This window comes from Pseudactinotalea sp. HY158, from assembly GCF_009660225.1.
GTDB lineage: Bacteria > Actinomycetota > Actinomycetes > Actinomycetales > Beutenbergiaceae > HY158.
Map to the genome: position 1 here is coordinate 2817922 of NZ_CP045920.1, position 25799 is coordinate 2843720.

At 72.3% G+C, this 25799-nt stretch carries 25 protein-coding genes; 11 read left to right on the forward strand and 14 right to left on the reverse strand.

The genetic code is table 11. The annotated features are described in order from the left end of the window. Genes GCE65_RS12325 through GCE65_RS12340 form a run of 4 tightly spaced genes read right to left on the reverse strand, consistent with a single transcriptional unit; the run spans nt 1 to nt 3002 of the window. Entirely contained in the window at nt 1–1566 is a 1566-nt protein-coding gene (locus GCE65_RS12325) for an FAD-dependent oxidoreductase (protein ID WP_153878605.1), read from the reverse strand. Then, nucleotides 1563–2315 carry a class I SAM-dependent methyltransferase gene (locus GCE65_RS12330; protein WP_153878606.1) on the reverse strand — a complete coding sequence of 251 codons (753 nt, stop codon included), beginning with the start codon at nt 2313–2315 and terminating at the stop codon, nt 1563–1565. Before GCE65_RS12330 ends, GCE65_RS12325 begins: the two co-directional genes overlap by 4 nt. Beyond that, entirely contained in the window at nt 2312–2626 is a 315-nt protein-coding gene (locus GCE65_RS12335) for a lycopene cyclase domain-containing protein (protein WP_153878607.1), read from the reverse strand. Before GCE65_RS12335 ends, GCE65_RS12330 begins: the two co-directional genes overlap by 4 nt. Then, nucleotides 2619–3002: a lycopene cyclase domain-containing protein gene (locus GCE65_RS12340; protein WP_228759941.1), complete on the reverse strand. Its 384-nt coding sequence runs from the start codon at nt 3000–3002 to the stop codon at nt 2619–2621. The genes GCE65_RS12335 and GCE65_RS12340 overlap by 8 nt, the downstream gene beginning before the upstream one ends. Nucleotides 3003–3076: 74 nt before the next feature. On the opposite strand from GCE65_RS12340, the gene GCE65_RS12345 reads away from it, so the two are divergent. Further along, nucleotides 3077–4267, forward strand: a complete 1191-nt coding sequence (locus tag GCE65_RS12345) for a cytochrome P450 (RefSeq protein WP_228759942.1) — start codon at nt 3077–3079, stop codon at nt 4265–4267. Nucleotides 4268–4290: 23 nt separating this feature from the next. On the opposite strand, the gene crtI is transcribed toward GCE65_RS12345, so the two are convergent. Genes crtI through GCE65_RS12360 form a run of 3 tightly spaced genes read right to left on the reverse strand, consistent with a single transcriptional unit; the run spans nt 4291 to nt 7744 of the window. Then, entirely contained in the window at nt 4291–5853 is a 1563-nt protein-coding gene (gene crtI / locus GCE65_RS12350; RefSeq protein WP_153878609.1) for a phytoene desaturase family protein, read from the reverse strand. Further along, on the reverse strand, nt 5850–6710 hold the full coding sequence (locus GCE65_RS12355; RefSeq protein ID WP_153878610.1) for a squalene/phytoene synthase family protein: 861 nt from the start codon (nt 6708–6710) through the stop codon (nt 5850–5852). Before GCE65_RS12355 ends, crtI begins: the two co-directional genes overlap by 4 nt. Further along, nucleotides 6707–7744 (reverse strand): polyprenyl synthetase family protein, encoded by a 1038-nt coding sequence (locus GCE65_RS12360; protein WP_194928700.1) that lies wholly within the window; start codon nt 7742–7744, stop codon nt 6707–6709. Before GCE65_RS12360 ends, GCE65_RS12355 begins: the two co-directional genes overlap by 4 nt. Nucleotides 7745–7939: 195 nt before the next feature. Between GCE65_RS12360 and GCE65_RS12365 the strand changes: the two genes are divergently transcribed. The 3 genes from GCE65_RS12365 to GCE65_RS12375 are packed head-to-tail and all read left to right on the forward strand — an operon-like array spanning nt 7940 to nt 10644. Then, nucleotides 7940–8413, forward strand: coding sequence for a MarR family winged helix-turn-helix transcriptional regulator (locus GCE65_RS12365; protein ID WP_153878612.1), 474 nt, complete (start codon nt 7940–7942; stop codon nt 8411–8413). Between the two features lie 43 nt (nt 8414–8456). Further along, entirely contained in the window at nt 8457–9179 is a 723-nt protein-coding gene (locus GCE65_RS12370) for a CPBP family intramembrane glutamic endopeptidase (protein ID WP_153878613.1), read from the forward strand. A 22-nt stretch (nt 9180–9201) separates the two neighbouring features. Next, nucleotides 9202–10644 carry a tryptophan-rich sensory protein gene (locus GCE65_RS12375; protein ID WP_153878614.1) on the forward strand — a complete coding sequence of 481 codons (1443 nt, stop codon included), beginning with the start codon at nt 9202–9204 and terminating at the stop codon, nt 10642–10644. Here GCE65_RS12375 and GCE65_RS12380 read toward each other — a convergent pair. Beyond that, on the reverse strand, nt 10586–11155 hold the full coding sequence (locus GCE65_RS12380) for a MarR family winged helix-turn-helix transcriptional regulator (RefSeq protein WP_228759943.1): 570 nt from the start codon (nt 11153–11155) through the stop codon (nt 10586–10588). The genes GCE65_RS12375 and GCE65_RS12380 overlap by 59 nt on opposite strands. A gap of 100 nt (nt 11156–11255) precedes the next feature. Between GCE65_RS12380 and GCE65_RS12385 the strand changes: the two genes are divergently transcribed. Further along, nucleotides 11256–13484 (forward strand): MMPL family transporter, encoded by a 2229-nt coding sequence (locus GCE65_RS12385; RefSeq protein WP_153878615.1) that lies wholly within the window; start codon nt 11256–11258, stop codon nt 13482–13484. A gap of 1 nt (nt 13485) precedes the next feature. On the opposite strand, the gene GCE65_RS12390 is transcribed toward GCE65_RS12385, so the two are convergent. From GCE65_RS12390 to GCE65_RS12400, 3 genes are all read right to left on the reverse strand, one after another. Further along, nucleotides 13486–15309 carry a DEAD/DEAH box helicase gene (locus tag GCE65_RS12390; protein WP_153879270.1) on the reverse strand — a complete coding sequence of 608 codons (1824 nt, stop codon included), beginning with the start codon at nt 15307–15309 and terminating at the stop codon, nt 13486–13488. Between the two features lie 20 nt (nt 15310–15329). Then, on the reverse strand, nt 15330–15662 hold the full coding sequence (locus tag GCE65_RS12395) for a DUF3039 domain-containing protein (protein WP_153878616.1): 333 nt from the start codon (nt 15660–15662) through the stop codon (nt 15330–15332). Nucleotides 15663–15786: 124 nt separating this feature from the next. Beyond that, the gene (locus GCE65_RS12400; RefSeq protein WP_153878617.1) at nt 15787–16068 is read right to left on the reverse strand and encodes an HU family DNA-binding protein; all 282 of its coding nucleotides are present in this window, start codon (nt 16066–16068) and stop codon (nt 15787–15789) included. A 418-nt stretch (nt 16069–16486) separates the two neighbouring features. Here GCE65_RS12400 and GCE65_RS12405 point away from each other — a divergent pair, with 418 nt between their 5' ends. From GCE65_RS12405 to GCE65_RS12430, 6 genes are all read left to right on the forward strand, one after another. Further along, nucleotides 16487–17641: an acyl-CoA dehydrogenase family protein gene (locus GCE65_RS12405; protein WP_152909426.1), complete on the forward strand. Its 1155-nt coding sequence runs from the start codon at nt 16487–16489 to the stop codon at nt 17639–17641. A 290-nt stretch (nt 17642–17931) separates the two neighbouring features. After that, nucleotides 17932–18450: a Dps family protein gene (locus GCE65_RS12410; RefSeq protein WP_152909425.1), complete on the forward strand. Its 519-nt coding sequence runs from the start codon at nt 17932–17934 to the stop codon at nt 18448–18450. Between the two features lie 154 nt (nt 18451–18604). After that, a complete protein-coding gene (locus tag GCE65_RS12415) occupies nt 18605–19378 on the forward strand; it encodes an ABC transporter ATP-binding protein (RefSeq protein WP_153878618.1) in 774 nt (257 codons plus the stop codon). 42 nt (nt 19379–19420) lie between these two features. Beyond that, nucleotides 19421–20407: an LLM class flavin-dependent oxidoreductase gene (locus tag GCE65_RS12420; protein WP_194928701.1), complete on the forward strand. Its 987-nt coding sequence runs from the start codon at nt 19421–19423 to the stop codon at nt 20405–20407. An 86-nt stretch (nt 20408–20493) separates the two neighbouring features. Then, nucleotides 20494–21924 (forward strand): lipase maturation factor family protein, encoded by a 1431-nt coding sequence (locus tag GCE65_RS12425; protein WP_153878619.1) that lies wholly within the window; start codon nt 20494–20496, stop codon nt 21922–21924. Between the two features lie 271 nt (nt 21925–22195). Then, entirely contained in the window at nt 22196–23125 is a 930-nt protein-coding gene (locus GCE65_RS12430) for a DUF559 domain-containing protein (protein WP_153878620.1), read from the forward strand. Between the two features lie 9 nt (nt 23126–23134). Here GCE65_RS12430 and GCE65_RS12435 read toward each other — a convergent pair whose 3' ends face one another. The 3 genes from GCE65_RS12435 to GCE65_RS12445 form a co-directional block, all read right to left on the reverse strand. After that, nucleotides 23135–23659 (reverse strand): DoxX family protein, encoded by a 525-nt coding sequence (locus GCE65_RS12435; protein ID WP_152909421.1) that lies wholly within the window; start codon nt 23657–23659, stop codon nt 23135–23137. A 149-nt stretch (nt 23660–23808) separates the two neighbouring features. Next, nucleotides 23809–24786 carry an ABC transporter permease subunit gene (locus tag GCE65_RS12440; protein ID WP_153878621.1) on the reverse strand — a complete coding sequence of 326 codons (978 nt, stop codon included), beginning with the start codon at nt 24784–24786 and terminating at the stop codon, nt 23809–23811. After that, nucleotides 24783–25760: an ABC transporter ATP-binding protein gene (locus GCE65_RS12445; RefSeq protein ID WP_153878622.1), complete on the reverse strand. Its 978-nt coding sequence runs from the start codon at nt 25758–25760 to the stop codon at nt 24783–24785. Before GCE65_RS12445 ends, GCE65_RS12440 begins: the two co-directional genes overlap by 4 nt. Nucleotides 25761–25799: the final 39 nt, after the last annotated feature.

Genomic DNA, 25799 nt, shown 5'->3' on the forward strand with positions numbered 1-25799 from the left:
TCACCCTAAGCCTCGGGTGCCGACATCGAGCGCGCGACGCCGGCTCGCCCGGGCGGCGGCGCGGCGGCTGCGCAGGATCCCGGCCATCGGGGCGGTCCACAGGTCCTGGCCGCTGCTGCCCCAGCGGGTCAGGAGCGCGTTGGCCGCGAGGAATCCGGTCGTGGCTGCGCGTTCCATGAGCGCCACGGGATAGTCGCAGCGCACCCAGTCGCCCGCGACCATGAGGTTCGGCCAGGGGGTCCGCACGCCGGGACGGCGCTCCCACGGATCCGGGGTGACCAGGGCGCAGTCGTCGCGCACGAGCAGCTCACGGTGGACGGCCCGCAGCCGCGCCGTCTCCGGGTAGACCTGGTGGAGGCGCCGTTCGAGCTCGGCGTCGATGCCCTCGGCCGCGGCACTGCCCGGCTGGACCTCCCGGCTGCAGGCGTAGGCGTGGAGTTCGACCACGGATCCACCGTGCCGAGTCGACCACCGCGCGGCCGAGCGTTCGAACCGCTCCAGCACGGCGACATTGTCGGCCGAGCCGTAGCCGCTCATGCCCAGGAACGCGGGACGGTCGGAGTTCACGAGCCCGTCCAGCCACAGCCGGGTGACGACGAACGGTGGGGCGTTGCGCGTGGTGGCCACGGCCCGCGCCCATTCGGGGTCGACCGGCTCGGGCATCCCCGCGACCAGCGCGCGGGCCGCACGCGGATCGGTGGCCAGCACCGCGGCGTCGACCCGGAACTCGTCGCCATCGGTGTGGATCTCGACGCCGTCGCCGTGCGGGACGATCCGCTCGACCCGGGTGCCGGTGCGGATCTCGACGCCGTTGCCACCGAGTAGGCGGCCCATCGGTGCCCACAGGGCGGTGTCGTAGTCGTCGGTGGGCACATCGAACACGAGCCCTTCCCCCGAACCGAGGAAGTAGGTGTGGAACATGGCGATGAGCTCCCCCGCGGCGAACTCGGTCGGATCCGCGAAGAACGACCGCGCGAACACCTCCAGGGCAAGGTCCCGGGCCGCCTGCGGAAAGCGCAGCCGGTCGAGGAACGCGGCCGCCGATTCGCCGTCATAGGCCGAGAAGGTCTCGGGGAAGCGCACCCGAACGAGTTCGAGGGCCGCGCGCACATCCACCTGCGCCAGCGACCCGAGCGAGAACGCGGGGCTGCGGGCGACGAATCCGAGCACGTTCCAGGGCGGGGACGTCGGGATGCGCGAGAACGAATCGCGCATCCCGTCGCGGCGTTGCAGCGGGTAGTCCGCCACCGGCACGAGTGCGGTCAAGGCGGGGTCGGCCCGGTGGAGCAGCCGGCGCAGGTTGTAATACTGGCGGAAGAACGCGTGGAAGCCGCGGCTCATCGAGCGCCCGTCCGGCAGCGGCCAGGCGGCGACCCGTCCGCCGAGCCGGTCGGTCGACTCGAAGAGGATCACCCGGGCGCCGCGTTCGCAGAGCCCCGCCGCGGCCGCGATGCCGGCGATGCCGCCTCCGACGACGGCGACGGTTCGCGGCCGGCCGAGCCGGGGCGTGCCCGTGCGGAAGGAGTGCCGGACCGCATGCGGATCCCGCCCGAGTGCGGGGGTCATCGGTTCACCGGCTTCCGGGCGACGAAGGTGTGCAGGATGCCGCGCTGCCAGCCCGAGCCGGAGCGCGAGTCCACGTGCGTGAAGCCCGCCCGCCGGAGCCGGGCGGCGAACCGGGCCCGGGAGTCGAAGGCACGCACGCTGCGCCACAGGTACCGATACAGCCCGGGATTGCGGTCGAGGATGATCCCGAGTGGGATGATCACGAGCCAGGAGACGGCGTCCCACACCGCGGTGGCGAGTCGGTCACCGGCGATCGAGTACTCCTGCACGACGAGCCGGCCGCCCGGGCGCAGCAGCTCGAACGCCTCCCGGATCGCCCGGTCGCGGCGGCGCTCGTCGACGTTGCGAAAGAGGTAGGCCGCCAACACGCCGTCCCACTCTCCCGGCCCGTGGCGCTGAACGTCCAGTCGGCCGCACTCGGCCTGCTCGAAGCTCACACCCGCGGGCCAGACCTTGCGTTCGGCCTCGGCGAGCATCCCGGCCGAGGCGTCCAGCCCCAGCACGCGGGCCCCGGCGGGCAGTGCGTCGACGAGCGCGCGCGTGGATGCTCCGGACCCGCAGGCGAGGTCGAGTATCCGCATCGGCGCGTCCGATCGGCACCGCCTCCCGAGCGTCCGCGCCGCGAACGCGAGGTGCCTGTGGTAGCCGGGGTTGAGCGCGACCATCCGGTCGTACCGGGCGGCTCCGCGGTCGAAGGCCCGCGTGACGGGCACCTGCTCGTCGGCGCCCGGGGTGACGGCGTGTCTCATTCCTGCTCCTTGCTTTGACCGGACCGGATCCACAGGATGAGTGTCAACGTCAGCATCGCGAACCCGAAACCGAAGTCCTCGATCGGGATGTCCCAGGGAAGGCGAATGCCGAGGAACTCGTCCGGGTTGTACAGCACGATCGGGTTCGAGAGCTTCGTCAGCCACCCGTCCACGGCGACCTGGAAACCGAAGACGATCGCCATCGCCAGCCAATAGGCCCCGCGCCGGAAGATGCCCGTGCGCGCCCACACCAGCTCGAATCCGAGCACGAGCACGATGCCGATCGCCGTGAAGACCGTGTACTCAGGCATCCGGCCCGCCCTCCCCGACCCGCACGAGGCCGTCCGGCCAGCGGAACGAGAGCCGCCCGGGCGCGCGGGCCAGCGCCAGGAGGCGTCGGACCGCCTCGTACGTGAGCAACGCGCAGATCGGGATGACCACGAAGAACACGATCTCCTCCAGCGGCAGCGTTCCCACCTCGACACCGGTCACGAAGCGGGAGCTGTAGGTCCAGTGGCCCCGGGAGATCGCGAACACGTCCCACGCCCCGAAGAGCACGAGCACCGGCACGACCGCCGTCGCCAGCCGGCGCGGGGAGCGATACACCCGCGCTCCGACCAGGAATTCCAAGGGCAGCGTGACGGCTACGCACAGGCCCATGACGATCAGGTACTGCAGTTGACTCACTGACGGTGTTCCCTTCTGCGGTCGATGATCGACGGCTGCGTATGATCTGGCGAAGGACGGAAGGAGCCCCGGCTGTGGACGACGACGTGCGACTCTCCCGCAAGCGCGACGAACCGGACGAGCCCCGCGTCGACGGCGACCGATCCGTGTGGCGGATCCGCTCCCTCGCCGCGGCCCGACAGGTGCTGCGAGCACGATCGGTGACGACGCAGGCCGGTTTCACGGCGGAGGCGATTCCGAAGGGCTACTTCCGGCACCACCCGATCCTGGTCTCCGACGGCCCGCAGCACGACGAGCAGCGGCGCAAGGTCGCCCGGTTCTTCGCCCCGGCGGTCGTGCACGAGCGGTACGGGGCGGATATCCGAACCACGGCGGAGGACCTGATCGACGCGGCCGTGGCGGCGGGCACCTGCACGCTCGACGAGATCGCGCTGCGGTTCACGGTCGACGTCACCCGCCGGATCGTCGGAATCGACCACTCCTCGCTCCGGGGCCTGTGCCGGCGACTCGACTCGTTCTTCAACCAGCCTCCGCTCGACGTCACCCGGGCGGACTTCGGGCGGAGCCGGGCCCAATGGGCCCGCGCCGGGATCAATGCGCTCGTGCCGTTGCTGCGCTTCTACCTCGCCGACGTGCGCCCGGCCGTCCGCCGTCGACGCCGCCACCCGGGCGCCACCGTCGTCGACCATCTCATCGCGGAGGGCTACCGCACCCCCGACATCCTGGTCGAGTGCCTGACGTACGGAACGGCGGGAATGGTCACCACGCGTGAATTCATCACGATGGCGTGCTGGCACCTGCTTCGTGACGACGCGCTCCGGGAGCGCTACCTGGTCGCCGGCGAGGCCGAGCGCACGGCGATCCTGGAGGAGATCCTGCGCCTCGAGCCGGTGGTGGGCCACCTCTATCGCCGGATGCAGCAGGACTTCGAGCTCACCCACGGCGAGTCGACGTTCACGTTGCGGGCCGGCGACCTCGTGGACGTCTGCGTGCGGCAAACGAATACGGACGCCGAGGCGGTCGGCGCGCACCCCCGGTGCCTGCGCCCGGGCCGCGAGCTTCCCCGCGGCGTCGCCGCCGCGGGGCTGAGCTTCAGCGACGGCGCCCACAAGTGCCCGGGCCAGACGCTGGCGATGGCCGAGACGGACATCTTCCTCACCCGCCTGCTCAGGGCGAACCCGCGGCCGGCGGCGGAGCCGACGCTCACCCGCGACCAGTTGATCGAGGGCTACGCCCTGCGCGGGATGGTGCTCTCGTTCGGCTGACCCGGCGCCCGGCGCTCCCCCGGTCACGATCGACTCCGTCGTCCGGGGGCCGCCGCCCGGCTTCGGTCCGATCGGATCCGGTCCCGCACGTTCTCGGCGCTGATGAGACACATCGGCAGACCGACCCCGGGAATGGTGCTCGCGCCCGCGAAGTAGAGCCCCTCGACCCGGCGCGACCGGTTCGAGGTGCGGAAGAAGGCGCTCTGACGCAGCGTGTGCGCGGGGCCGAGCAGTCCCCCGCGCCAGGAGTTGAACCGGTCGGCGAAGTCCCCGGGCCCGGAGGTCCGGCGCAGGAGGATCCGCTCGCGCAGGTCGGGAATGTCGGCGTAGTCGGCCACCAGGTCGATCGCCGCGTCTGCGATCCGCTCCACCGCGGGATCTCCGCCACCGTCGCGCCCGCCCCGGCCGATGCCCGGATCGGCCGGCACCGGCACGAGGATGAAGAGGTTCTCGTCGCCCGCCGGTGCCACGCTCGCATCGGTCTTCGACGGCGCACAGACGTAGACGGAGGCCGGATCGGGCACCCGTCCCATGCGGATATCGGCGAAGTTTCGCTGCCAGTCCCGCGTGAAGAAGAGGGAGTGGTGGGCGAGCTGCGGCACGGTTCCCCTCACGCCGAGGTAGACGAGCACCCCGCCCGGTCCCGGATCGTGCCGGCTCCACCAGCGCCGGCTCCGCTCCCGCAGCCGCGGGTCGAGCAGGTCGTGTTCGACGTGATGGAGGTCGGCCGCCGCGACCACCCACCGCGCCGCCCGCTCCAGCAGTTGCTCGCCCTGCCGGAACCGCACGCCGCGCACGCGCCCGCCGCCCTCGTCGTCCGTGAGAATGGCCTCGACACGCGCGCCGGTGTGGATGCGCACGCCGGCCCGCCGGGCGGTCGCGGCGATCACATCGATGAGCCGGGCGAAACCGCCGTCCGGATAGAGCACGCCCCCGTTCAGGTCGAGCGCGCTCATGAGGTGGTACAGGCTCGGCGCCCGGTCCGGGGAGGTGCCGAGGAAGACGGCCGGATAGCCGAGGATCTGCTGGAGACGCCGGTCGGCGAAGTCCCGTTCGATCCGGCTCTGCAGGGATCGCAGGAGCAGCGGGACGAGCCGGTGCACCCGGGTGAGCACGTCGGGTCGGGCGAGGTCCCACGGCGAGGTGAAGCTGGTGTAGAGGAACCGGCGCTTCGCGATGTCATAGGTGTCGGCCGCCGAGGCCAGGTAGCGGCCGAGCCGGGCGCCGGCGCCCGGCTCGATGGCCTCGAACGTGGCAAGGTTATCCGCCGTGCGGGCGCTGATATCGACCGGCTCCGGATGGTCCTCGTAGTAGACCCGGTACGCCGGGTCGAGGCCGATCAGGTCGAGCTCGGCCTCCACGCTCGTTCCCATGAGCTCGAAGAAGCGGGAGAACACCTCGGGCATGAGATACCAGGACGGCCCCGTGTCGAAGCGAAAGCCGTCCGCGGCCCAGCGGCCCGCGCGCCCGCCGAGTTCGCCCTGTTCGAACAGCTCGACGTCCATCCCGTCGCGGGCGAGCAGGGCCGCGGCCGCGAGCCCGGAGATACCGCCGCCGACGACGGCGACCTGCGGTGGCGCGTTCATCGGCGGCCCCGGCTCACGAGCGCGCGGCCCACCAGCCAGGCCTTGCGGGGACCGGGCACCCGAACCCGGGTGCGGCGGATGTCCGTGGCCGGGGTCGCTCGCAGCCGCCTCGACAGCTCTGCGAAGAGCGAGTGGGCCGCCCGGACGGCCACGCGCGCGCCGACCGGCAGGGCGAGGAGCGCGGCCTGGGCGGCCGCCAGGTCGTCGTCGATGTCGTCGAGCAGGCGGTCCCGGTCGGTGTCGTGAAAGCTGTCCGGGTCGACCTGGACGTAGCTACGGCCCAGCTCGTCGAGATCGGCGCCCAGGTCGCGCAGGAAGTTGACCTTCTGGAACGCGGCGCCGAGTCGGCGAGCCCCGCCGGAGAGCCCGTCGTACGCCGCGGCGTCGCCGTCGACGAAGACCCGCAGGCACATGAGGCCGACGACCTCGGCCGATCCGTAGACGTACTCCGTCAGGCTCGCCGCATCGTGCCCGCTCCGGGTGAGGTCCGTGCGCATGGAGGCGAAGAAGGGATCGATGAGGTCGGCGTCGATGCCGTAGCTGCGAGCCGTCAAAGCGAAGGCGTGCACCACCAGGTTCGGGCTGCGTCGCTCCTGCACGGCGCGCCGCGTCTCGGCCTCGAGGTCGTCGAGGAGTCGCGCCCGGTCGGCCGCGGGCCAGCCCGCATCCGGCTCGTCGACGATCTCGTCGGCGACTCGGACGAGCGCGTAGATATTGCGGATGTGGCCGCGCATGTCCGCGGGCAGGAGGCGGGTGGCCCATCCGAAGGACGTGGAATACCCGGCGATCACCACCGCCGCGCTCCGGCTGGCCACCCGGTCGTACCGCGGCCGGTTCCGCCGGCGGTGCGCGATCATGCGTCTACCCCGGCGGCCCGGATCCAGTCCTCCAACAGCGGCGCGATGCTCAGGTCGCGGGCGCTGCGCCGAGCCCGGCTCGCGAAGTCACGCGCGAGCTCCTCCACGAAGGCGCGGGCGCCGCAGAGCTCGAGCAGCTCACGCACGTGTCCCGCCTCATGCGCCGTCAGCCCCTCGACCCCCAGGTAGGGGGCGATGAGCGGCCATTGCGAGGTCGTGCGTGCGAACGCGATGAGCGGAGTGAACTTCCCCTCCCGCAGGTCCGACAGCACGCTCTTCCCGGTCTCCTGCTCGAGGCCGAAGACCCCGCTCACGTCGTCCCGGAGCTGGTAGGCGATTCCCACGTACCGGGCATAGTCCTCGAGCGCGGTGCGCACCTGTGCAGCGGCGCCCGCGAGCACGGCGGCGGACCGCAGCGGCAGCTCGAAGGAGTAGGCGGCGGTCTTGTGCCGCTCCATCGTGAGGGTCCCCTCGACGTCGCCGTCGGCGACCAGGCTGAGGAACACGTCCGCCAGCTCCCCCGCCGCGCTCTGGTGGAGCGCCTCGTCCAGCGCGTCGAGCAGTTCCGCGGTGGTCGCGCCGTCCGCGCCGCAGCGGGCGATGAGCCGCACCGCACCGGCGAGCGCGAGGTCGCCGGCGAGGATCGCGGCGGCGTCACCGTAGGCGCCGGCACGACCGGCCGGCCGACCGAGATCCGTCGCCTCCGCCGCGAACGTGCCGGAGACGTTCGGCTTGCCGCGCCGCATCCCGTCCCCGTCGATGACGTCGTCATGGATCACCAGGGCCGTGTGCAGCAGCTCGAGGGCGGCCCCCACGTGCCCCGCGGCCCGGCCGTCCACGCCTCCGAGCGCCCGGTAGACGCTGTGGAAGAGCCGCGGCCGCAACCGTTTGCCGCCCTCGGTCGCGTCCCGCAACGCGGACCAGAGACGCCGATGGCCGTCGGTGAGGATGTGCGCGGTGCCGGAATCGAAGAACTCCTCGAGCGCCCGGTCGGTCCCTCGAAGTCCCTCGTCGGCCTTCGCCAACGCGGTCATCGCCCCACCTCCTCCACCGGTCGACGGGGGTCCGTGTGCCACATCGCGTCCACCCGTGGTCCTGTCTGGTCGGCCGCCGCCCGTTGACCACCGGATGCGGCTGTTCGACAATACTAAGCATGGTGAGCAAGTGAGTGGAACCCGTTCGAGGCAGGAGAGTTCGGCGGCCGGACCTGCCCACGGGAGCGCCGCGACATGAGCGACGGCCCCGCGGACGCGGGGGCCACCCGGGCGTATCCGCCGCCGGAGACCTGGCCGACCGGACGACTCCTGTCGGCCGCGGCCCGGCGGGTGGAACGCGCGTGGGACGACTATCTCGAGCAGTGGTCGCTCACCCATGCCTCCCTGCCCGTGTTGGTCATCCTCACCGGCGGCCCGCTGTCGCAGCGGGAGATCGCCGGGCAGATGCACGTGAGCGAGCAGTCGGTCGGGCGGGTGCTCGGCGGGCTCGAGCGGGCCGGCCACCTCACCCGGTCGGCGCATCCGGAGGATCGCCGCCGCCGCGTCGTCACCCTGACCGACTCCGGCCGCACCGCCCTCGAACGGCTCGATCATCTCCGAAACGTCGAGTCGCTGCTCGGGGACAGCCTGAGCGCCGCGGAGGTCGACCAGTTGCGCCGACTTCTGATCCGGATGGTCGCTCATTTCCCCAAGGAGGAGGACCGGTGAGGCCGAGCCCCGCGCCGGGCTCGTCCCTGCCCGAGGGGGCGGGATGACCGGCCCGGCGCGGGAGCTGCGGGACTTCTTCCGCGCCGCACTCGTGGATCGGGTCGTGCTCCCCGACCGACCGGTCGACCACGAGGCGACGCTGCGGCGGCGGGTCGTGGTGGGATCGACCATCGTCGCCGGGGCGGTGCTGCTCGGCCGCCTGCCGGCCGTGCCCGCCGGCGATCCGGCCTTCTACGCCCTGCTCGTGGCCACGGCCGCGATCTGGGTGCTCGGCGCATTCGGCTCCGGTCCGATCCGCCTCGGTCACGCCCGCACGCGCGACGGGCGCACGAGCCGGGCGATGCTGCAGGGGCTCATTCTCGGGGGGATGCTGCTCGGGGTCTTCCTGCTCGGGGCGCTCGCCGTGGCCGAGGTTCCGGCGCTGCGCACCCCCGTGGACGATCTGCTCCGGCACGCCCGTTACGCCTCGCTGCCGGTCGTGCTCGCGCTCACGGCGATCAACGGCGCCGCCGAAGAACTCTTCTTTCGGGGCGCCCTGTTCTCGGCGCTCCCGCCCCGGTGGCGGGTGGCCGGGTCCACGCTCGGCTACGCACTGTCGACCGTGCTGTCGGGGGTCCCGCTGCTGACGTTCGCGGCGCTCTGCCTGGGAGCCCTCACCGGGTTGCAACGCCGCGTCACGGGCGGGGTGCTCGGTCCGATCGTCAGCCACCTCGTGTGGTCCATCGGAATGCTGCTATTCCTGCCGAGCGTGCTCGGCAGGATCTGATCCACGGAGAAGGAGCGGTCCCATGTCCACCGATCTCGCACTCGTCACGGGAGCATCCGGCTTCATCGGCGGCCACCTCGTACCGGCCCTCCTCGACCGAGGCTGGCGGGTCCGCGTGCTGGCCCGCAACCCCGCCAAGCTCCATCCCGACTGGCGCGATCGGGTCGACGTCGTGCACGGCGACGCCACCGACAACGAACGCCTGCAGGCGGCACTCGACGGAGTCACGTGCGCCTACTACCTGCTGCACTCGATGGACGACCGGGGCGACTTCCTGCGCCGCGACCTGGAGCTCGCGCGCGGCTTCGCACGCGCCGCCGAGGAGGCCCAAGTCTCGCGGGTCGTGTACCTGAGCGGCCTCCACCCGACGGACCGACCGTTGTCGGACCACATGCGCTCGCGGGCCGAGGTCGGCAAGGTCTTCCTCGACTCGGGGGTGCCGGCCGCGGTGCTGCAAGCCGGCATCGTCCTCGGCCCGCAGTCGATCTCCTTCAGGATGCTCCGCCACCTGACCGAACGCCTGCCCGTGGCGGTCGCGCCCCGCTGGCTCGACAACCGGGTGCAGCCGATCGCCACCGCCGATGTCATCCACTATCTCGTGGCCGCCGCCTCCCTTCCGGACGAGGTGAACCGCTCCATCGACCTCGGAATGGACGAGGTGCTCACCTACCGGGAGATGATGAAGCGCTATGCCCAGGTGACCGGATTGCTGCCGCGCCGGATCCTCGTGGTACCGGTGCTCACCCCTGCGCTGGCGAGCCACTGGGTCGGCCTGGTCACGCCCGTGGCCGCCTGCATCGCCAAGCCGCTCGTCGGCAGCATCATCCACGATGCAGTCAAGAACGACGAGGACGCCGACGAGTTGCTCGGCGCGCCACCGGGCGGGCCGACCGGCTTCGATGACGCCATCCGGATCGCCGCCGAGGGGGTCGATCCGAAGCGGTGGGGCCGCACGGCCGCGGCGGTGGGAGCCGGGGTCGCGGCCGCCGCGGTAGTCGGGTCGTGGGCGACCGAGCCGGACGGGCGGTGGTATCGCACGCTTCGCAAGCCTGCCCTCCAGCCGCCGGCGGCGGTCTTCCCGCTCGCGTGGACGACGCTGTACGGAGCGATCTGGGCCTCCTCCACCGCGACGATCAGGGAACTGGCAGAAGCCGGCGACGCCCGTGCGAGCCGCGCGTTCGCCCGCGCACTCCGAATCAACCTGGCGCTCAACGCCGGCTGGTCGGCCGTGTTCTTCCGATTCCACCGGCTCCGTGCCGCGACCATCGTGGCAGGTGCCCTCGCGGCCAGCTCCGCCGACATCGCCCGGCGCGCCGCACCGACCGGTCGGGGGAAGGTGATCGCGCTGGGCGCCTACGCGGGCTGGTGCACGTTCGCCACGGTGTTGTCCGGGCGGCTCGCACGCCTCAACCCTCGCCCCACTCGTCCTCGGCCGTCCGACTCAAGGAGTCGAGGAAGCCGATGACCGCCGCGCGCTCGTCCGGGCCGAGGTCGGCGGCGAGCCGGAATCTGCGAGCATGCTCGCGCCCGATCGTCCGCTCGGCGGCCACCCGGGTGGCGTCCGTCACGACGATGGCGAGCGCGCGCCGGTCACTCGGGTGCGGCTGCCGCCGGATATGCCCGCCGGCCTCCATCCGGTCGAGCAGCTTCGTGGTCGACGCGCTCGAGATGCCGAGGTGCTCGGCGATGTCTCGGGCCGTCACCGTCGTCCCGGCATCGGCGGCGACGATGAGATACCGCACGGCTCGCATGTCCGTGGCCGACAACCGCATGTAGCGCGCAGAGGCCTCGCTCACCCGCTGCTCGGCCCTGCGCCAGCGGAAGAGGGCGTTGAGTACCTCGACCGCTCCCGCCACCTGCTCCTCGTCGGTGCCGTCGACGTCGATGAGCCGGCCGCGAGAGTCGATGACCCGGGGGTCGTGCATTCGCAGCTCGCCAGCATCCGACGCCGGCTCGCCGGGTTCGGCGGCATCCATCACACGATACTAGCCGCGTCACATTACTAACCGGGGAGATTGCTAGCCAAGCTAGTAATCTATAGTGTGAGCTTTCTACCTACTCGACCGAAGGCCCGCGATGCCCACCTCCTCCTCGAGCCCCCCGACGGATTCCCCCACGACCGGGGGCCACCGCTTCCACGCCCTCCGGGTCGTGATCCCGGCGCTCATCATCCTCGTCTGGCTCGCCGGTGCGGGCATCGGCGGCCCGTATTTCGGCAAGGTGAGCGAGGTCTCCTCGAACGACTCCACCGCCTTCCTGCCCACGAGTGCCGAGGCGACGACGGTCCAGAACCGGCTCCCCGACTTCCTCGGTGAGGACGCCATCCCCGCGATCGTCCTCATCACCAGCCAACAGAAGCTGGACTCCGCCGACCTGGCCGACATTCGGACCCTCGCCCAGGACCTCGCCGGCCTCCCGGAGGTGGCCGGCGCCGTCAGCCCGCCGATCCCCTCCGAGGACGGGCTGGCCGTGCAGATCTTCGTCCCCCTCGACGCCGACTCCGAGGTGGACGCCGCCGTGGAGGCCCTGCGCGCCGAGCTCGCCGCCACGCTGCCCGGCGGGCTCACGAGCTACGTCACCGGCCCGGCCGGCTTCGCCGGCGACCTCGTCGAGGCGTTCGGCGGAATCGACGGGTTGCTGCTGCTCGTCGCGGTCATCGCCGTCTTCCTCATCCTCGTCGTCGTCTACCGGTCGCCGCTGCTGCCGATCATCGTGCTCGTCACGAGCACCTTCGCGCTGTGCGTCGCGCTGCTGACCGTCTGGTGGCTCGCCAAGGCCGGCATCGTCCTGCTCAGCGGTCAGACCCAAGGGATCCTGTTCATCCTCGTCATCGGCGCAGCCACCGACTATGCCCTGCTCTACGTCTCCCGGTACCGCGAGACGTTGCGTGATCACGACACGCGCTGGGCCGCGACCAAGGCGGCGTGGCGCGGCTCGATCGCCGCCATCACGGCCTCCGGAGGAACGGTCATCGCCGGTCTCCTGTGCCTGCTGCTGAGCGACCTGCAGTCGAACCGGTCGCTCGGCCCGATCGCCTCGATCGGCATCGTCTTCGCCATGGCCTCCGCGCTCACGCTCCTCCCCTCGCTCCTCATGGCCTTCGGCAGGTCCGCCTTCTGGCCCCGGCGCCCGCAGCCGATCGGCGACGACGTCGATCCTCAGGTCGCGCACCTGCCCGCACGTGGCGTGTGGGCCCGGCTGCCCCGCTACGTCGCCCGCCACGCCCGGCCGATCTGGATCGTGGTCACGCTCGCGCTCCTCGCCGGCACCCTCGGGCTCACGCAGCTCGAGGCGAAGGGCGTGCCGCAGTCGGACCTCGTGCTCGGCTCCTCCGAGGCCCGGGACGGCCAGGCGGCACTCGGACAGCACTTCCCGGGCGGATCGGGAAGCCCCGCCTATGTCATCGCCGACGAGGGTGAGCTGCAAGACGTCACCGATGCGCTCCTCGGGACGGAGGGCGTGGCCTCGGTCGCGGTCACCGCCGCCGACTCCCCCAGCGGCACCGCACCGGTCACGGCCGACGGCGTCCAGCCGATCGGCCCGCCCGGGACTCCTGCACCGGACCCGACAGTCGATGACGGCGACGTGCTCCTGCAGGCGACCCTCGCCTATCCGGCCGACTCGGCCGCCGCCGAGGACGTGATCCGGCAGTTGCGCTCCGACCTCGGCGATCGCGCGGCCATCGGCGGGCCCACCGCGACCGATCTCGACTCCAACAACGCGTCGATCCGCGATCGCACCCTCATCATCCCGATCGTGTTGCTCGTGATCCTGGTCATTCTCATGCTGCTGTTGCGTGCGGTCGTGGCGCCCGTCCTCCTCATCGGAACCGTGGTGCTCTCCTTCGCCGCCACGCTGGGGATCTCGGCGCTGGTCTTCGACCACGTGTTCGACCTGCCCGGAGCCGATCCGGCCGTCCCCCTCTTCGGCTTCGTGTTCCTGGTCGCGCTCGGCATCGACTACAACATCTTCCTCATGACCCGGGTCCGGGAGGAGGCGTTGCACCATGGCGCGCGGGAGGGGATGAACCGGGGCCTGGCCATCACCGGCGGGGTGATCACCTCGGCGGGCCTCGTGCTCGCGGCGACGTTCGCCGCGCTCGCCGTCATACCGATCATGTTCCTGCTGCAGTTGGCCTTCATCGTGGCCTTCGGCGTGCTCATCGACACGCTGCTGGTGCGCAGCGTGCTCGTGCCGGCGCTCGGCCATGAGCTCGGCCGGCACCTGTGGTGGCCCTCCCGGCGGATCGCCGCCGCGAGCGATCCCGCGCCGGCGGCCGTGCGCGCCGACACGGCCGACCGTTAGCTCACTTCTTGCCGAGGAACCAGCGGCGCACCTGGGCGATGCGCTTCTCCAGGTGCTCCTGGGAGGCCGTCGCGACCTCCGCCCCGCCGCTGTGCTCACGCAGGCGCGTATGGACGACGCCGTGTGGGCTTCCCGAGCGCCTCGCCCAGGCCGACACGAGCGAGTTGAGCTCCTTGCGGAGCTCCGCGAGCTTGCGGTGATCGACGGCCGGGCTCGCGGACTGTGTTTGACCGGCTTGGCCGGCTTGGGCAGGTGAGCCGGCCGGACGGCGCTTCGCGTGCTCGGCCTGGTGGCTGCGCAGCAGCGTGGCCACCTGGTCGGGGTCGAGCAGGCCGGGGATGCCGAGGAAGTCCTGCTCCTCCTCGGAGCCGACCTCCCCGCCGAGGCCGAACTCGCCGCCGTCGAAGAGCACCCGGTCGAAGGAGGCGTTCGCCTCGAGGGCCGCGAACCCCGGCAGCAGGTCACTCGAGGCGGACTCGGCGCGGTTCGCCTCGGCGAGCGCCTCGTCGTCGAAGAGCCCGTCGCCCTCCTTCTCGGGGCGGTCGAGGGCATGGTCGCGTTCGGCCTCGAGCTCGCCGGCGAGGCCGAGGAGCACGGGCACCGACGGCAGGAAGATCGAGGCGGTCTCGCCGCGGCGGCGGGCGCGCACGAACCGGCCGACCGCCTGGGCGAAGAAGAGCGGGGTGGCGGTCGCGGTCGCGTAGACGCCGACGGCGAGGCGGGGCACGTCGACGCCCTCGGAGACCATCCGCACCGCAACCATCCAGCGCTGGTCGCCGCCGTTGAACACCTCGATGTTCTTCGAGGCGGACGGGTCGTCGGAGAGCACGACCACGGGCGCCTCGCCGGTGATGCGGCGCAGGTGGGCGGCGTAGGCGCGGGCGGCGTCCTGGTCGGTGGCGATCACGAGGCCCCCGGCGTCGGGCATGCCGCGGCGGACCTCGGTCAGGCGCCGGTCGGCCGCGGCGAGCACGCTCTGGATCCACTCGCCCTGGGGGTCGAGCGCGGTGCGCCAGGCCTGGGCGGCCAGATCCTTGGTCATGGGTGTGCCGAGGCTCGCGCTCATCTCGTCGCCCACCCGGGTGCGCCAGCGCATCGCGCCGGAATACGACATGAACAGCACGGGCCGGACCACGCCGTCGCGCAGGGCGTCGGAGTAGCCGTAGGTGTGGTCGGCCTGGGAACGGCGGATGCCCGCGGAGTCCGGGGTGTAGGTGATGAACGGGATCGGGGCGGTGTCCGAGCGGAAGGGGGTGCCGGTGAGCGAGAGCCGGCGGGTGGCCGGGTCGAACGCCTCGCGGATGCCGTCGCCCCAGGTGAGAGCGTCGCCGCCGTGGTGCACCTCGTCGAGGATGACGAGCGTGCGTTCGGCCTCCGTGCGGGCCCGGTGCAGCGCCGGGTTCGCGGCGACCTGGGCGTACGTCAGGGCGACGCCGGTGAACTGGGCCCCGTGGCGGCCCTGGGCGTTGCGGAAGTTCGGGTCGATCATGATGCCCACGCGGGCGGCCGCGTCGGCCCACTGGGTCTTGAGGTGCTCGGTCGGGGCGACCACGGCGATGCGGCGGATGACGCCCGCGGCGATGAGCTCGGCGGCCACCCGCAGCGCGAAGGTCGTCTTCCCGGCCCCGGGGGTGGCGACCGCGAGGAAGTCGCGCGGCTGCCGCTCCAGGTACGCGGCCAGTGCCGCGGCCTGCCAGGCGCGCAGGCTGCCGGCGGTTCCCCACGCGGCCCGGGCCGGATAGGCCGGGGAGAGGTTCGAGGCGGCGCTGGCCGAGGGCGATCCCGGATCGCGGGCGGCGCCGTGCGCTCCGTCCCGCTGGGCCAGGCCGCTCGTGAGCGGCGAGTTCACTTGGTGGTGCCGTCGAAGCCGAAGAACCCGCCGGCGCCGTCACCGTGTTCGCCGTGCTTGCCGAGGGATTCGAAGATCTCCTTGCACGCCGGGCACACGGGATACTTCTTCGGGTCGCGCGAGGGAGACCACACCTTCCCGCACAGCGCCACGACCGGGCCGCCCGTGACCGAGGCGGACGTGATCTTCTCCTTCTTCACGTAGTGGGCATAGCGCTCGGCGTCCCCCGGGGCCGCCTGCTCGCGCAGTTCCTCCCGCTCGAGCACGCCCGTGCCTGCCTGGGTACGGCCGGATTCGAGCGGATCGACGGGGGGCTGGTGCTCACTCATGCCCTCCAGTCTACGTCGCCCGGCCGCCACCCGCAGCGGGGACATCCGCCCACCCCGCGATGGGCCCCGAACACAACGAACCGGCCCGGGAAGGGAACTCCCGGGCCGGTGTCGTGGCGGTGACTCAGGCGGTGACGGCCTTCTTCAGGGCCGAGCCGGCGGAGATCTTGACGCCGAAGCCGGCGGGGATCTGGATCTCCTCACCCGTGCGGGGGTTGCGGCCGGTGCGGGCCTTGCGCTCGACGCGCTCCACGCTGAGCAGGCCGGTGATCTTGACGGCCTCGCCATCGGACAGCGAGGACGTGAGGACCTCTTGCAGGGCGGCCACGGCGGCGTCGGCCTGGGTCTTGGTCAGGCCGGCCTTGTCGGCGATGGCGGCAACGAGCTCGGTGCGGTTGACGGACACTGGGAGTCTCCCTCTCATGGTTCGGACGGCGTCCCGAACGGGAGGCGCCGATGCCGACATTACGGCCCGGACCCGCCATCTTGTCCAGTTTCCACGGCGTTTTGGCAGATTCACCGTCAATTCACGTCCCCACCAGCCCCGTTCGTCACTTTCGTCACACGCCTCCCGGGGCGCCGCGGGACAGCTCCCGGGCATCTCCAGAGCGTCTCGAGAGCGTCTCAGGGTCGCGTCGGGGCGCCTGCGGACGCATCCGAACGGCACCCCCGCGATCCCCCTACGAGCGGATGGGATGCGCGGACGGGCGAGCACCGTCGTCCTCACGCCGTCCTCGCGCCGTCCTGACACCGTCCTGACACCGGGCAGATGCCGGCACTGGGCAGATGCTGACGCCGTCGGTGCCGCGCGGTACGTTCGATCCATGAGCCTCACCGACGACCTGCTCGACCGGATCCACGCCCGGGCGGCGGAATACGACCGCACCAACACCTTCTTCGCCGAGGACCTCGCCGACCTTGCCGGCGCCGGCTACCTGCGCCTGTTCGTGCCCACCGAGTTCGGCGGCGGCGGGCTCACGCTGCCGGAGATGACCCAGGTGCAGATGCGGCTGGCCGGCGCCGCCCCCGCCACCGCGCTCTCGGTCAACATGCACCAGGTCTGGGTCGGCGTGGCCCGCACCGTCCGCGCCCGCGGAGACGCCGGCCTCGACTGGCTGTTCACGGACGCGGCGGCCGGGGAGGTCTTCGGATTCGGGATCTCGGAGCCCGGGAACGACCTCGTGCTGCTCGGATCCTCGAGCGAGGCGCGCCCCGTGGCGGGCGGCGGCTACACCTTCCACGGCACGAAGATCTTCACGTCGAACTCCCCCGGCTGGACCAAGCTCGGCACGTTCGGCCTCGACTCCACCGACCCGGGCGATCCGCGCAACGTGTACGCGTTCGTCGACCGGGCGGGCGGCGGCTTCGAGGTCAAGAGCGACTGGGACACCCTCGGCATGCGGGCCTCGCAGTCGTGCACCACGATCCTCGACGGCGCCTACGCCCCGCCGGAACGGGTGCTGCGCCGACTCGTTCCCGGCCCGAACCCGGATCCGCTCGTCTTCGGGATCTTCGCGAACTTCGAGATCCTCGTCGCCTCGGTCTATGCGGGGATCGCCCAGCGGGCCCTCGACCTCGCGATCGAGGCGGTGGCCCGGCGCACCTCGAAGGCGGCCGGCGGCACCCCCTACGCGCACAACCCGACGATCCGCAAGGCCGTCGCCGCGGCCGCGATGGACCTGGACGAGGCGCTCGTGCACCTGACCACGATCGCGCGGGACGTCGAGGGCCTCCCCGGGGCCGCGGACCACGGCGACCTGTGGTTTCCGCGGCTGTCCGCGGTCAAGATCCACGCCACGGAGACGGCCCGGCGGGTGGTCGACGCGGCGATGCGCCTGAGCGGCGGCGGCTCCTACTTCACGCGGAACGAGCTCTCGCGGCTCTACCGCGACGTGGCGGCCGGGATCTTCCATCCGAGCAGCGAGGAGTCCACCCACGCGTCGTGGGCGACCGCACTCCTCGGCCCGATCCCGGACTGATCTCCTCGAGCGTCAGCGCGGGCAGACGCAGCGATCCGCCGGTGCGACGCCCTCGAGGGCCTCCTCGATGTGCTCGCCGCAGCCCTGCCAGGTCGGCTTGGCGCAGGCCTCGCACGAGATGCGCTGACACATGGTTCCTCCTCTGATCGACCGCATCGATCCTAGACGAGGATCCCGAGCCGTCCGCCCCGTTGTCAGCGGGATCACGGTGTGCAAGCGTGAATGAGGAGGGCGTGGCTCCATGAGTCGCCGGCGTCCCCGCCCGCACCGTCACGAGACTTGGAGGAAGAATGGCCAACGCATCGAAGACCCCCGCGGCCACGACGACCGAGGAGAACGCCGAGCACGGGTTCGTCGCGCCCGCCTCCCTCCGGGACGACTTGCAGCACGTTCTCGTCGACCTGGTGAACCTGCACCTCGTGGGCAAGCAGATCCACTGGAACCTCGTGGGCCCGAACTTCCGCGACCTGCACCTGAACATGGACGAGGTGGTCGCGATCGCCCGGGAGGGATCCGACGACATCGCCGAGCGGATGCGGGCGCTGCACGCGACCCCGGACGCCCGGAGCACGACCGTCGCCGGCGACTCGACGCTGCCCGAGGTGCCTCGGGGTGAGATCCTCACGTCCGATGCCGTCGACCTCGCCGTGCGCGCGATCGAGGGAACGGTCGCGACGATGCGCGCGGTCCACGATTCCGTGGACAAGGCCGATCCGAGCACCTCGGACATCCTCCACGAGTACATCGCCCGGCTCGAGCAGCAGGCCTGGTTCATCAGTTCCGAGACCCGCCGCCCCGCGACGACGTAGGCGGCCCCACCGTCCCACGCATCGACGGTCCGGTCGCACGAACCCGGCGACCGGACCGTCGGTGCGCATTCACACCCCGTCACAGGGATGCGCACCGGATTCGTGGTCGCGCGCGGTTAGAGTGAGGACGCCCGTTCCCGCGACAAGGAGCCCCATGGCCGCCCCCTCCAGCCTCACCGCCGCCGACGTCCACTTCTCCTATCCCGGCCTGCCGGTGCTCGCGGGCGTCGACCTGAGCATCGAGGCGGGACAGGCGCCGCTCGGGCTCGTCGGCGCCTCCGGGGCCGGCAAGACCACGCTGCTCGACCTGCTCGCCGGGGTGATGCGGCCCGGCGGCGGCCGGGCCACCTTCGACGGCCGCGGCGTCTACAAGCTGCGCGGCAAGGAGGGTAAGCACTTCAAGGCCGCGGTTCGGTTCATGTCGCAGTATTCGCTCACGATCACCGACCCGCGGGACACCCCGAAGGCCCGGCTGAAGAACGCGGCGGCACGGGCGCGCCGGGGCGGACGCACCCACTCGGTGGAACCGGCGGAGATGCTCGACGCCGTCGGGCTCGAGCCCCGGTATCTGACCCGGTCGATGGTCTCACTCTCGGGCGGGGAACGGCAGCGGGTCTCGCTCGCGGTGGCGCTGGCGACCCGCCCGGAGATCCTCGTGCTCGACGAGCCGCTCACCGCCGTCGACCCGACCGCCCGCGGGCAGATCGCCCGTTCGCTCAGCGGCACGGTCGAGCGCCTGGGCACCTCGCTGCTCGTGGCCAGCCACGACCTGGAACTCGTGAACCGGCTGTGCCCGGAGGTCGTGTTCCTCGCCGAGGGCCGCCTCGTCGACCGCGGCCCGCTGCCCGAGCTGCTCGCCCAGCCCTCCCACGAGGCCATCGCGGAGCTCGCCCGCTACGCCGACCGGGCGGTCCAGCGCTTCCGCTGAGGCCCGCGCCGGCCGCGCCGATCCCCGTGTCAGACTGACGAGGTGAGTGAATTCCGGGGTCCCCTGTCGATCCTCGATCTGGCCTCCGTCGGCCGCGGTGAACGGGTGGCGGATGCCCTCGCGGCCAGCGTCGACCTCGCCCGGGCCGCGGAACGCTGCGGCTACCACAGGGTCTGGTACGCCGAGCACCACAACAACGCCCTCATCGCCTCGGCGGCCCCGGCGGTGCTCATCGCCCACGTCGCCGCCCACACCGCCACGATCCGCCTCGGCTCGGGCGGGGTGATGCTGCCCAACCACGCCCCGCTCGTGATCGCCGAGCAGTTCGGCACGCTCGCCGAGCTGCACCCGGGCCGGATCGACCTGGGCCTGGGCCGGGCACCCGGGACCGACCGCAACGCGATGCTCGCGATGCGCCGCGGGCCCGCCGCCGCCCAGACCTTCCCCCGCGACGTGCAGGAGCTGCAGGGCTACCTGAGCGGGGAGAGCCTCGTCGAGGGCATCCGGGCCACCCCGGGTGCCGGCACGAACGTGCCCGTGTACATCCTGGGCTCCTCCCTGTTCGGGGCCCGGCTGGCCGCGGCCCTCGGCCTGCCGTACGCGTTCGCCTCCCACTTCGCGCCCGCGGCCCTGACCGACGCGGTCGCCGCCTATCGCGCCGAGTTCCGGCCCTCGCCGCAGTGCGAGCGCCCCTACGTGATCGCGGCCGCGAACGTGCTCGCCGCGGACTCCGAGGAGGCGGCCGCGCAGCAGCTGCTCACGCTGCGGCGGCGCTGGGTCACGATCGTGCTCGGCCGCACCGACCCCGTACCGGATGCGGAGGCCGACCTCGTGCTCGACTCTCCGCACGGGCGCCTCGTGCACGAGAACCTGCGCTACACGGCCGCCGGCACCCCCGGCCGGGTCGCCGACTTCCTGCACGGCTTCGCGGCCGACACCGGTGCCGACGAGCTCATCCTCGCGCACCAGGGCCCGAGTGCGACCGAGCGGCTGCACTCCGTGGAACTCACGGCCGCGGCGATGGGCTGAGGGCCGCGGGCGGCTACCCGGCCGCCCGCGCGCGCAGTACGGTCGAGGCGGGCACGATCCGGACGGCCGAAGGGTGGGTGCGGAGGATGGACGCGCAGTGGCTCGCCGGCGGCCTGCTGACCGCCGACGCCGATCTCGCCCGCGCCGTGCTGCAGCGGGGCATCGCCGCGATCTACGCCGTCGCGTTCCTCGCCGCGGACCGGCAGTTCCCGGCGCTCCTCGGTGAGCACGGGCTGCTGCCCGCGCGCGACTTCCTCCGGGCGGCGGGGCGGCGGCGCGCACCGAGCCTGTTCCATGGGCGCTACTCCGACCGGCTGCTGCGCGTGGTCGCCCGGTCCGGCCTCGTCCTCGCGCTCGCCGTCGTCGTCGGAGTGCCGCAACTGGGCCCGTGGTGGGCGCCGGCGCTCGTCTTCGGCGCGCTCTACGGCCTCTATCTCTCGATCGTCAACGCCGGGCAGGTCTTCTACGGGTTCGGCTGGGAGTCGCTGCTGCTCGAGGCGGGCTTCCTCGCGGTATTCCTCGGGTCCGGCGACGTGGGCACGCCGGTGATCACGCTCGTCGCGTTCCGCTGGCTGCTGTTCCGGGTGGAGTTCGGGGCGGGGATGATCAAGCTCCGCGGCGACCGGGTCTGGCGGGATCTCACCGCCCTCGACTTTCACCATGAGACCCAGCCGATGCCCGGGCCGCTCAGCTGGTTCTTCCATCATCTGCCCAGGCCGCTCCATCGGGTCGAGGTCGCGGCGAACCACGTCGTGCAGCTCGGGGTGCCGTGGCTCCTGTTCGCCCCGCAGCCGATCGCCACGTGGGCCGCGGCGGCCGTGATCGCCACGCAGCTGTGGCTCGTGGCCTCGGGGAACTTCGCCTGGCTCAACTGGCTCACCATGCTGCTGGCGTTCGCGGCGGTCGGCGACTCGGTCCTCGGTGGCGCGGCCGCTCCACTTCCGCCTCCGGGCGCAGCCGCGGTCACGCTCGCGCTCGTGTCCGTGGCCCTCGGGGTTCTCGTGCTCGTGCTCAGCCCGCGCCCGGTGGCGAACCTGCTGAGCCGCCGGCAGCGCATGAACGCCGCCTTCAACCGCTGGCATCTCGTGGGTGCCTACGGCGCGTTCGGGTCGATCACGCGCCGGCGCCGCGAGGTGGTCATCGAGGCCACCGCCGACCCCGATCCGGCCGCGGCGACGTGGCACGAGTACGGCTTCCGCGGCAAGCCGGGCGATCCGCACCGCCTTCCCCGGCAATTCGCGCCGTACCACCTGCGGCTCGACTGGGGCATGTGGTTCCTCGCCCTCGGCTCGCGCGCCCAGCTGCGCTGGTTCGAGCGGCTCCTCCGCCGGCTCTTGCAGGCCGATCCCGCCACCTTGCGCCTCCTCGCCCACGATCCTATGGACGGCGCCCGCCCGGCCTGGGTGCGCGCGCGGGTGTTCGACTACCGCTACAGCACGTGGGCCGAGCTGCGGTCCCGGCGGCAATGGTGGGTGCGGCGGGAGGCGTACGTGCTCGTCGACCCGATCCGGCTCTGACGCACCGGGTGGCCCCGACCACCCGGGAAGTAGTCCCAGCCACCCACATCACCGGCCGCGACACACCGGGTGGCCCCGACCACCTGGGGAGTAGTCCCAGCCACCCACATCACCGGCCGCGACGCACCGGGTGGCCCCGACCACCCGGGAAGTGGTCCCAGCCACCCACATCACCGGCCCGGCCGCCCACATACGGGTCGTGATGCACCGGCATCCACAGCTCGCCCCGCCGGAGAGGCGGACGACGGCGATCTCCGACTGAATCGGGATCATGGTCGAATCAGCACCGCCGTCCCCGCTCGACGCGCTCGCCGCGATCACGTGTGTGCAGGCCGGCCTCGTCACCCGCGGTCAAGCACGCGAGTGCGGCCTGAGCACCCGCCAGATCGATGGCCGGGTGGCCCGCCGAGAGTGGGTCGCGATGCACCCGGGCGTCTATCGAGTCTCGGCCGCGCCGCTCACGCGGATGACGATCGCCGTCGCCGCGCTGCTCCACGCCCCGCCCGGCTCGGTGTTCAGTCACGTCACGGCCGCGCGGCTGCTGCGGCTGGGCGTCCGGCTGCCCTCCGGGGACGTGTGGATCACGATCCCGCACGAGTCCACGCGTCGGTCCGGGCCGGGAGTGCGCTATGTCCGATCCCGCAGGATCGAGGGCTTCACGCAGTCGGCCGCCGGTCACCCTGCAACCTCCGTGGCCCGGACGATCGTCGACCTCGCGGGCGCTCTCGGCGCGGATCGGCTGCGAGCCGTCCTCTACGACTGCCTCCGCTCCGAGAAGGTGAGCACCGAACAGCTTCGGATCGCCGCCTCGGCGGTGAGCCGGCGCCGCGGCGCGGGCGTCCTGTCGCAGGTGCTCATCGCCCTGGACGACCGGCTGGACTCGGGCCTCGAGGCTCAGGCCGTCGAGGCGTTCCGGGCGGTGGGGCTCGCGCTCGAGCCGCAGCACGTCGTGCTCGACGGCGGGCGCGAAGAGTTCCGGATCGACTTCGTCGACCTCGCCACCATGGTCGGGGTCGAGGTCGACGGCGCCGCCTATCACTCCTCGGCAGATCAGCAGGAGCGTGACCGTCGGCGCGATCGGCGTCTCGCCGCGCTCGGATGGCACATGGTGCATTTCACGACGGAGGACGTCCGGCGCCGCCCCGCGGCGATGGCCCGCTCGGTCGCGCAGATCGTGGCCAGGCGCACCGCTTCGCCATGACGCCGACTCCTAGGCGCCCTCGGCGGTCTCCTCGTGCTCGGCGGCCGCGCGGGCCATCCTGCGGCCCACCGCGATGGTGGCGGTCGAGGCGAGCATGCCGCCCACGAGCGCGGCGACGGCCCACGTCGATCCCCACCGTGCCCGGCCGAAGGCGGCGTCGAGTGAGCCGCGGCCCGGCTCCTCCGCGAGCGTGAGGGCCGCCGCGATCATCACCGCGTTGAACTCCCAGCCGCCCTTGGCGTTCCACAGGCCGTTCGGGGCATGAACCGTGCGGATGGCGGTCGTCATGACGCCGACCAGTCCCGCGGAGGCGATCGGGGTGAGCAGGCCCGCGGTGAGCATCGCCCCGGCGGCCGTCTCCGTCGCGCCGGCGGCGAGCGCCTGCAGGTGCGGCGGGTACAGCTCGAGTGAGGTCATCATCTGCTCGGTCCCCGCGAGGCCGGGCCCGCCGAAGGAGCCCGTGAGCTTCTGGAGCCCATGGCCCACGAAGAGGCCACCGATCGTGACCCTCAGTGCGAATCGTCCGATGCTCATCCCACGCCTCGCCTCTCACTCGTCACTTCCCGGGCCGCAACCCGGCCCGTCTCCACGGTACGCGGCATCGGCCGAAGCGACCACGGGCGCGAGGCGAACGGCCGAGGCGAGCTGCGTCGTCCATTCGCCCGGGCATGCCCGGTATGGGGTCAGTTCACGTCGCGGCGGGCGAAGTTCCAGCCCCCGAGCGTCACGAGCACGGCGAGCAGGACGGCGAGGAATCCGGCGCTCCACCCGAAGGAGATCGACTGCTCGACCGCCTCGCACATGAGGCCCGCGGAGGAGCGCGTGCATTCCTGGAGGTAGTAGGTCGTGCCGCCGCTCACCCAGCCGGCGAGGTTGACCCCGGGGATCCAGGGCGCCAGGGCGGGCACGTTGAAGCGAACGATCGCCTCGACGGCGATGACGTAGCCCACGGCGGTGCCGAGCACGGCGGCGGTCGAGCGCAGCAGGAACCCGACCACCGCGCCGACGGCGGCGGCCGCGGGCAGCACGGCGACGAGCCGGACCCACGACCAGATGACCGAGCTCGGCACGTCGGCCTCGAGGCCGCGCAGGGCGAAGACCGTGCACACCCCGCCGAAGGTCAGCGCGACCATGACGAGGCCGAGCGGGATCGTGCCGAGGACGGCAGCGCCCGTCTTCGCGAGATAGACGCGCCGGCGCCGGGGTTCGAACGTGAGGAGCGTCGACATCGAGCCGGCCCCGAACTCCGCGGCGATCGCCGTGGCGCCGATGAGCAGGCCGATCAGGAGCGTGAGCAGGATCGTGAACGGCCGGATCGCGGAGGCCAGGTAGTCGGTCAGGACCGGGTCGGGCGGCAGGTACCACTCGAGCCGTGGCTCCATGTCGTCGCAGCCGAAGTCGAGTTGTTCACCCGCGATCTCGGATTCGGAGGCCTCGGCCAGCTCGCACTGCTCGATCTGCTCCTGCCCGTGCTCCTCCCAGTTGGCCCGCTCCTCCTGGTACATCTGCTCGGCCCAGGCGATGTCCTCCGCGGTCGCCGGTCGGGCGTCGAGGACCGCGATCCCCACGAGGAGGATCGCCCCGAGCAGCCCGAGCACGCTCGCGATCCGGACGAGTCCGCGCAGCCGCAGCCGGCGTAGTTCCACCCGCAGGAGTCTCATGCGCCGGCCTCCTTCGACGGGGCCACGCCGCCGCGGCGATCCCGGCGGCGCGGGAGACCGAGCTCGGCCTCCCGGGTGAGGTCGAGGAACACCGATTCGAGGCCGGGGCGCTCGGCGAGGAGTTCGCTCGCGAACAGGCCGTGGGCGGCCAGCAGTTCGTTGAGGACGGCGGGGTCGTCGCCGGAGTCGACGTGGATCGTGCCGTGGTCGAGCCGGGCCGCGTGCCCGGCGCCGGCGAGCACGGCCACGGCGCGCTCGGGTTCGGCCACGCGGATCCGGATCGTGGCCGTGCGTGCGCCGATGATCTCCGCCACGGTGCCGCCGGCGATGAGCCGGCCGCGGCCGATGATCGAGACCGTGTCGGCGATCTGTTCGACCTCGGCGAGGATGTGACTGCTCACGAGCACGGTGCGGCCCTCGTCGGCGAGTGCGCGCATGGTGGCGCGCACGTCGTGGATGCCGGCGGGGTCGAGGCCGTTCGTGGGTTCATCGAAGATCAGCACCTCGGGTCGCTTGAGCAGCGTGGCGGCGATCGCGAGCCGCTGCTTCATTCCGAGGGAGTAGGTGCCGAAGTGGTCGCCGGCGCGGTCGGACAGCCCGGTCTGGGCGAGCACCTCGGCGACGTGCGGGCGTGGGGCGCCGATCGCGTCGGCAAGGAGTTCGAGGTTCGCCCGCCCGGAGAAGTTGGGGAAGAACTTGGGCGATTCGACGATCGCGCCGACCTTGGCGATCACCTCGGGCAGCGCGGCCGGCACCGGCTTCCCGAGCACCGTGATCTCCCCCGAGTCGGGGCGCACGAGGCCGAGCACCATCCGGATCGTGGTGGTCTTGCCCGAGCCGTTCGGCCCGAGGAACCCGTGCACGCCGCCCGCGGGCACGTTCAGGTCGAGCCCGTCGACGGCGACCCGCCTGCGCACGCCCGGATAGGACTTGCGTAGGCCGCGGGTCGAGATCGCCCATTCCTGCGTGGTCACGCCTGCCTCCTCGCGGGCACTCCGCTGTGGAGAAACCCC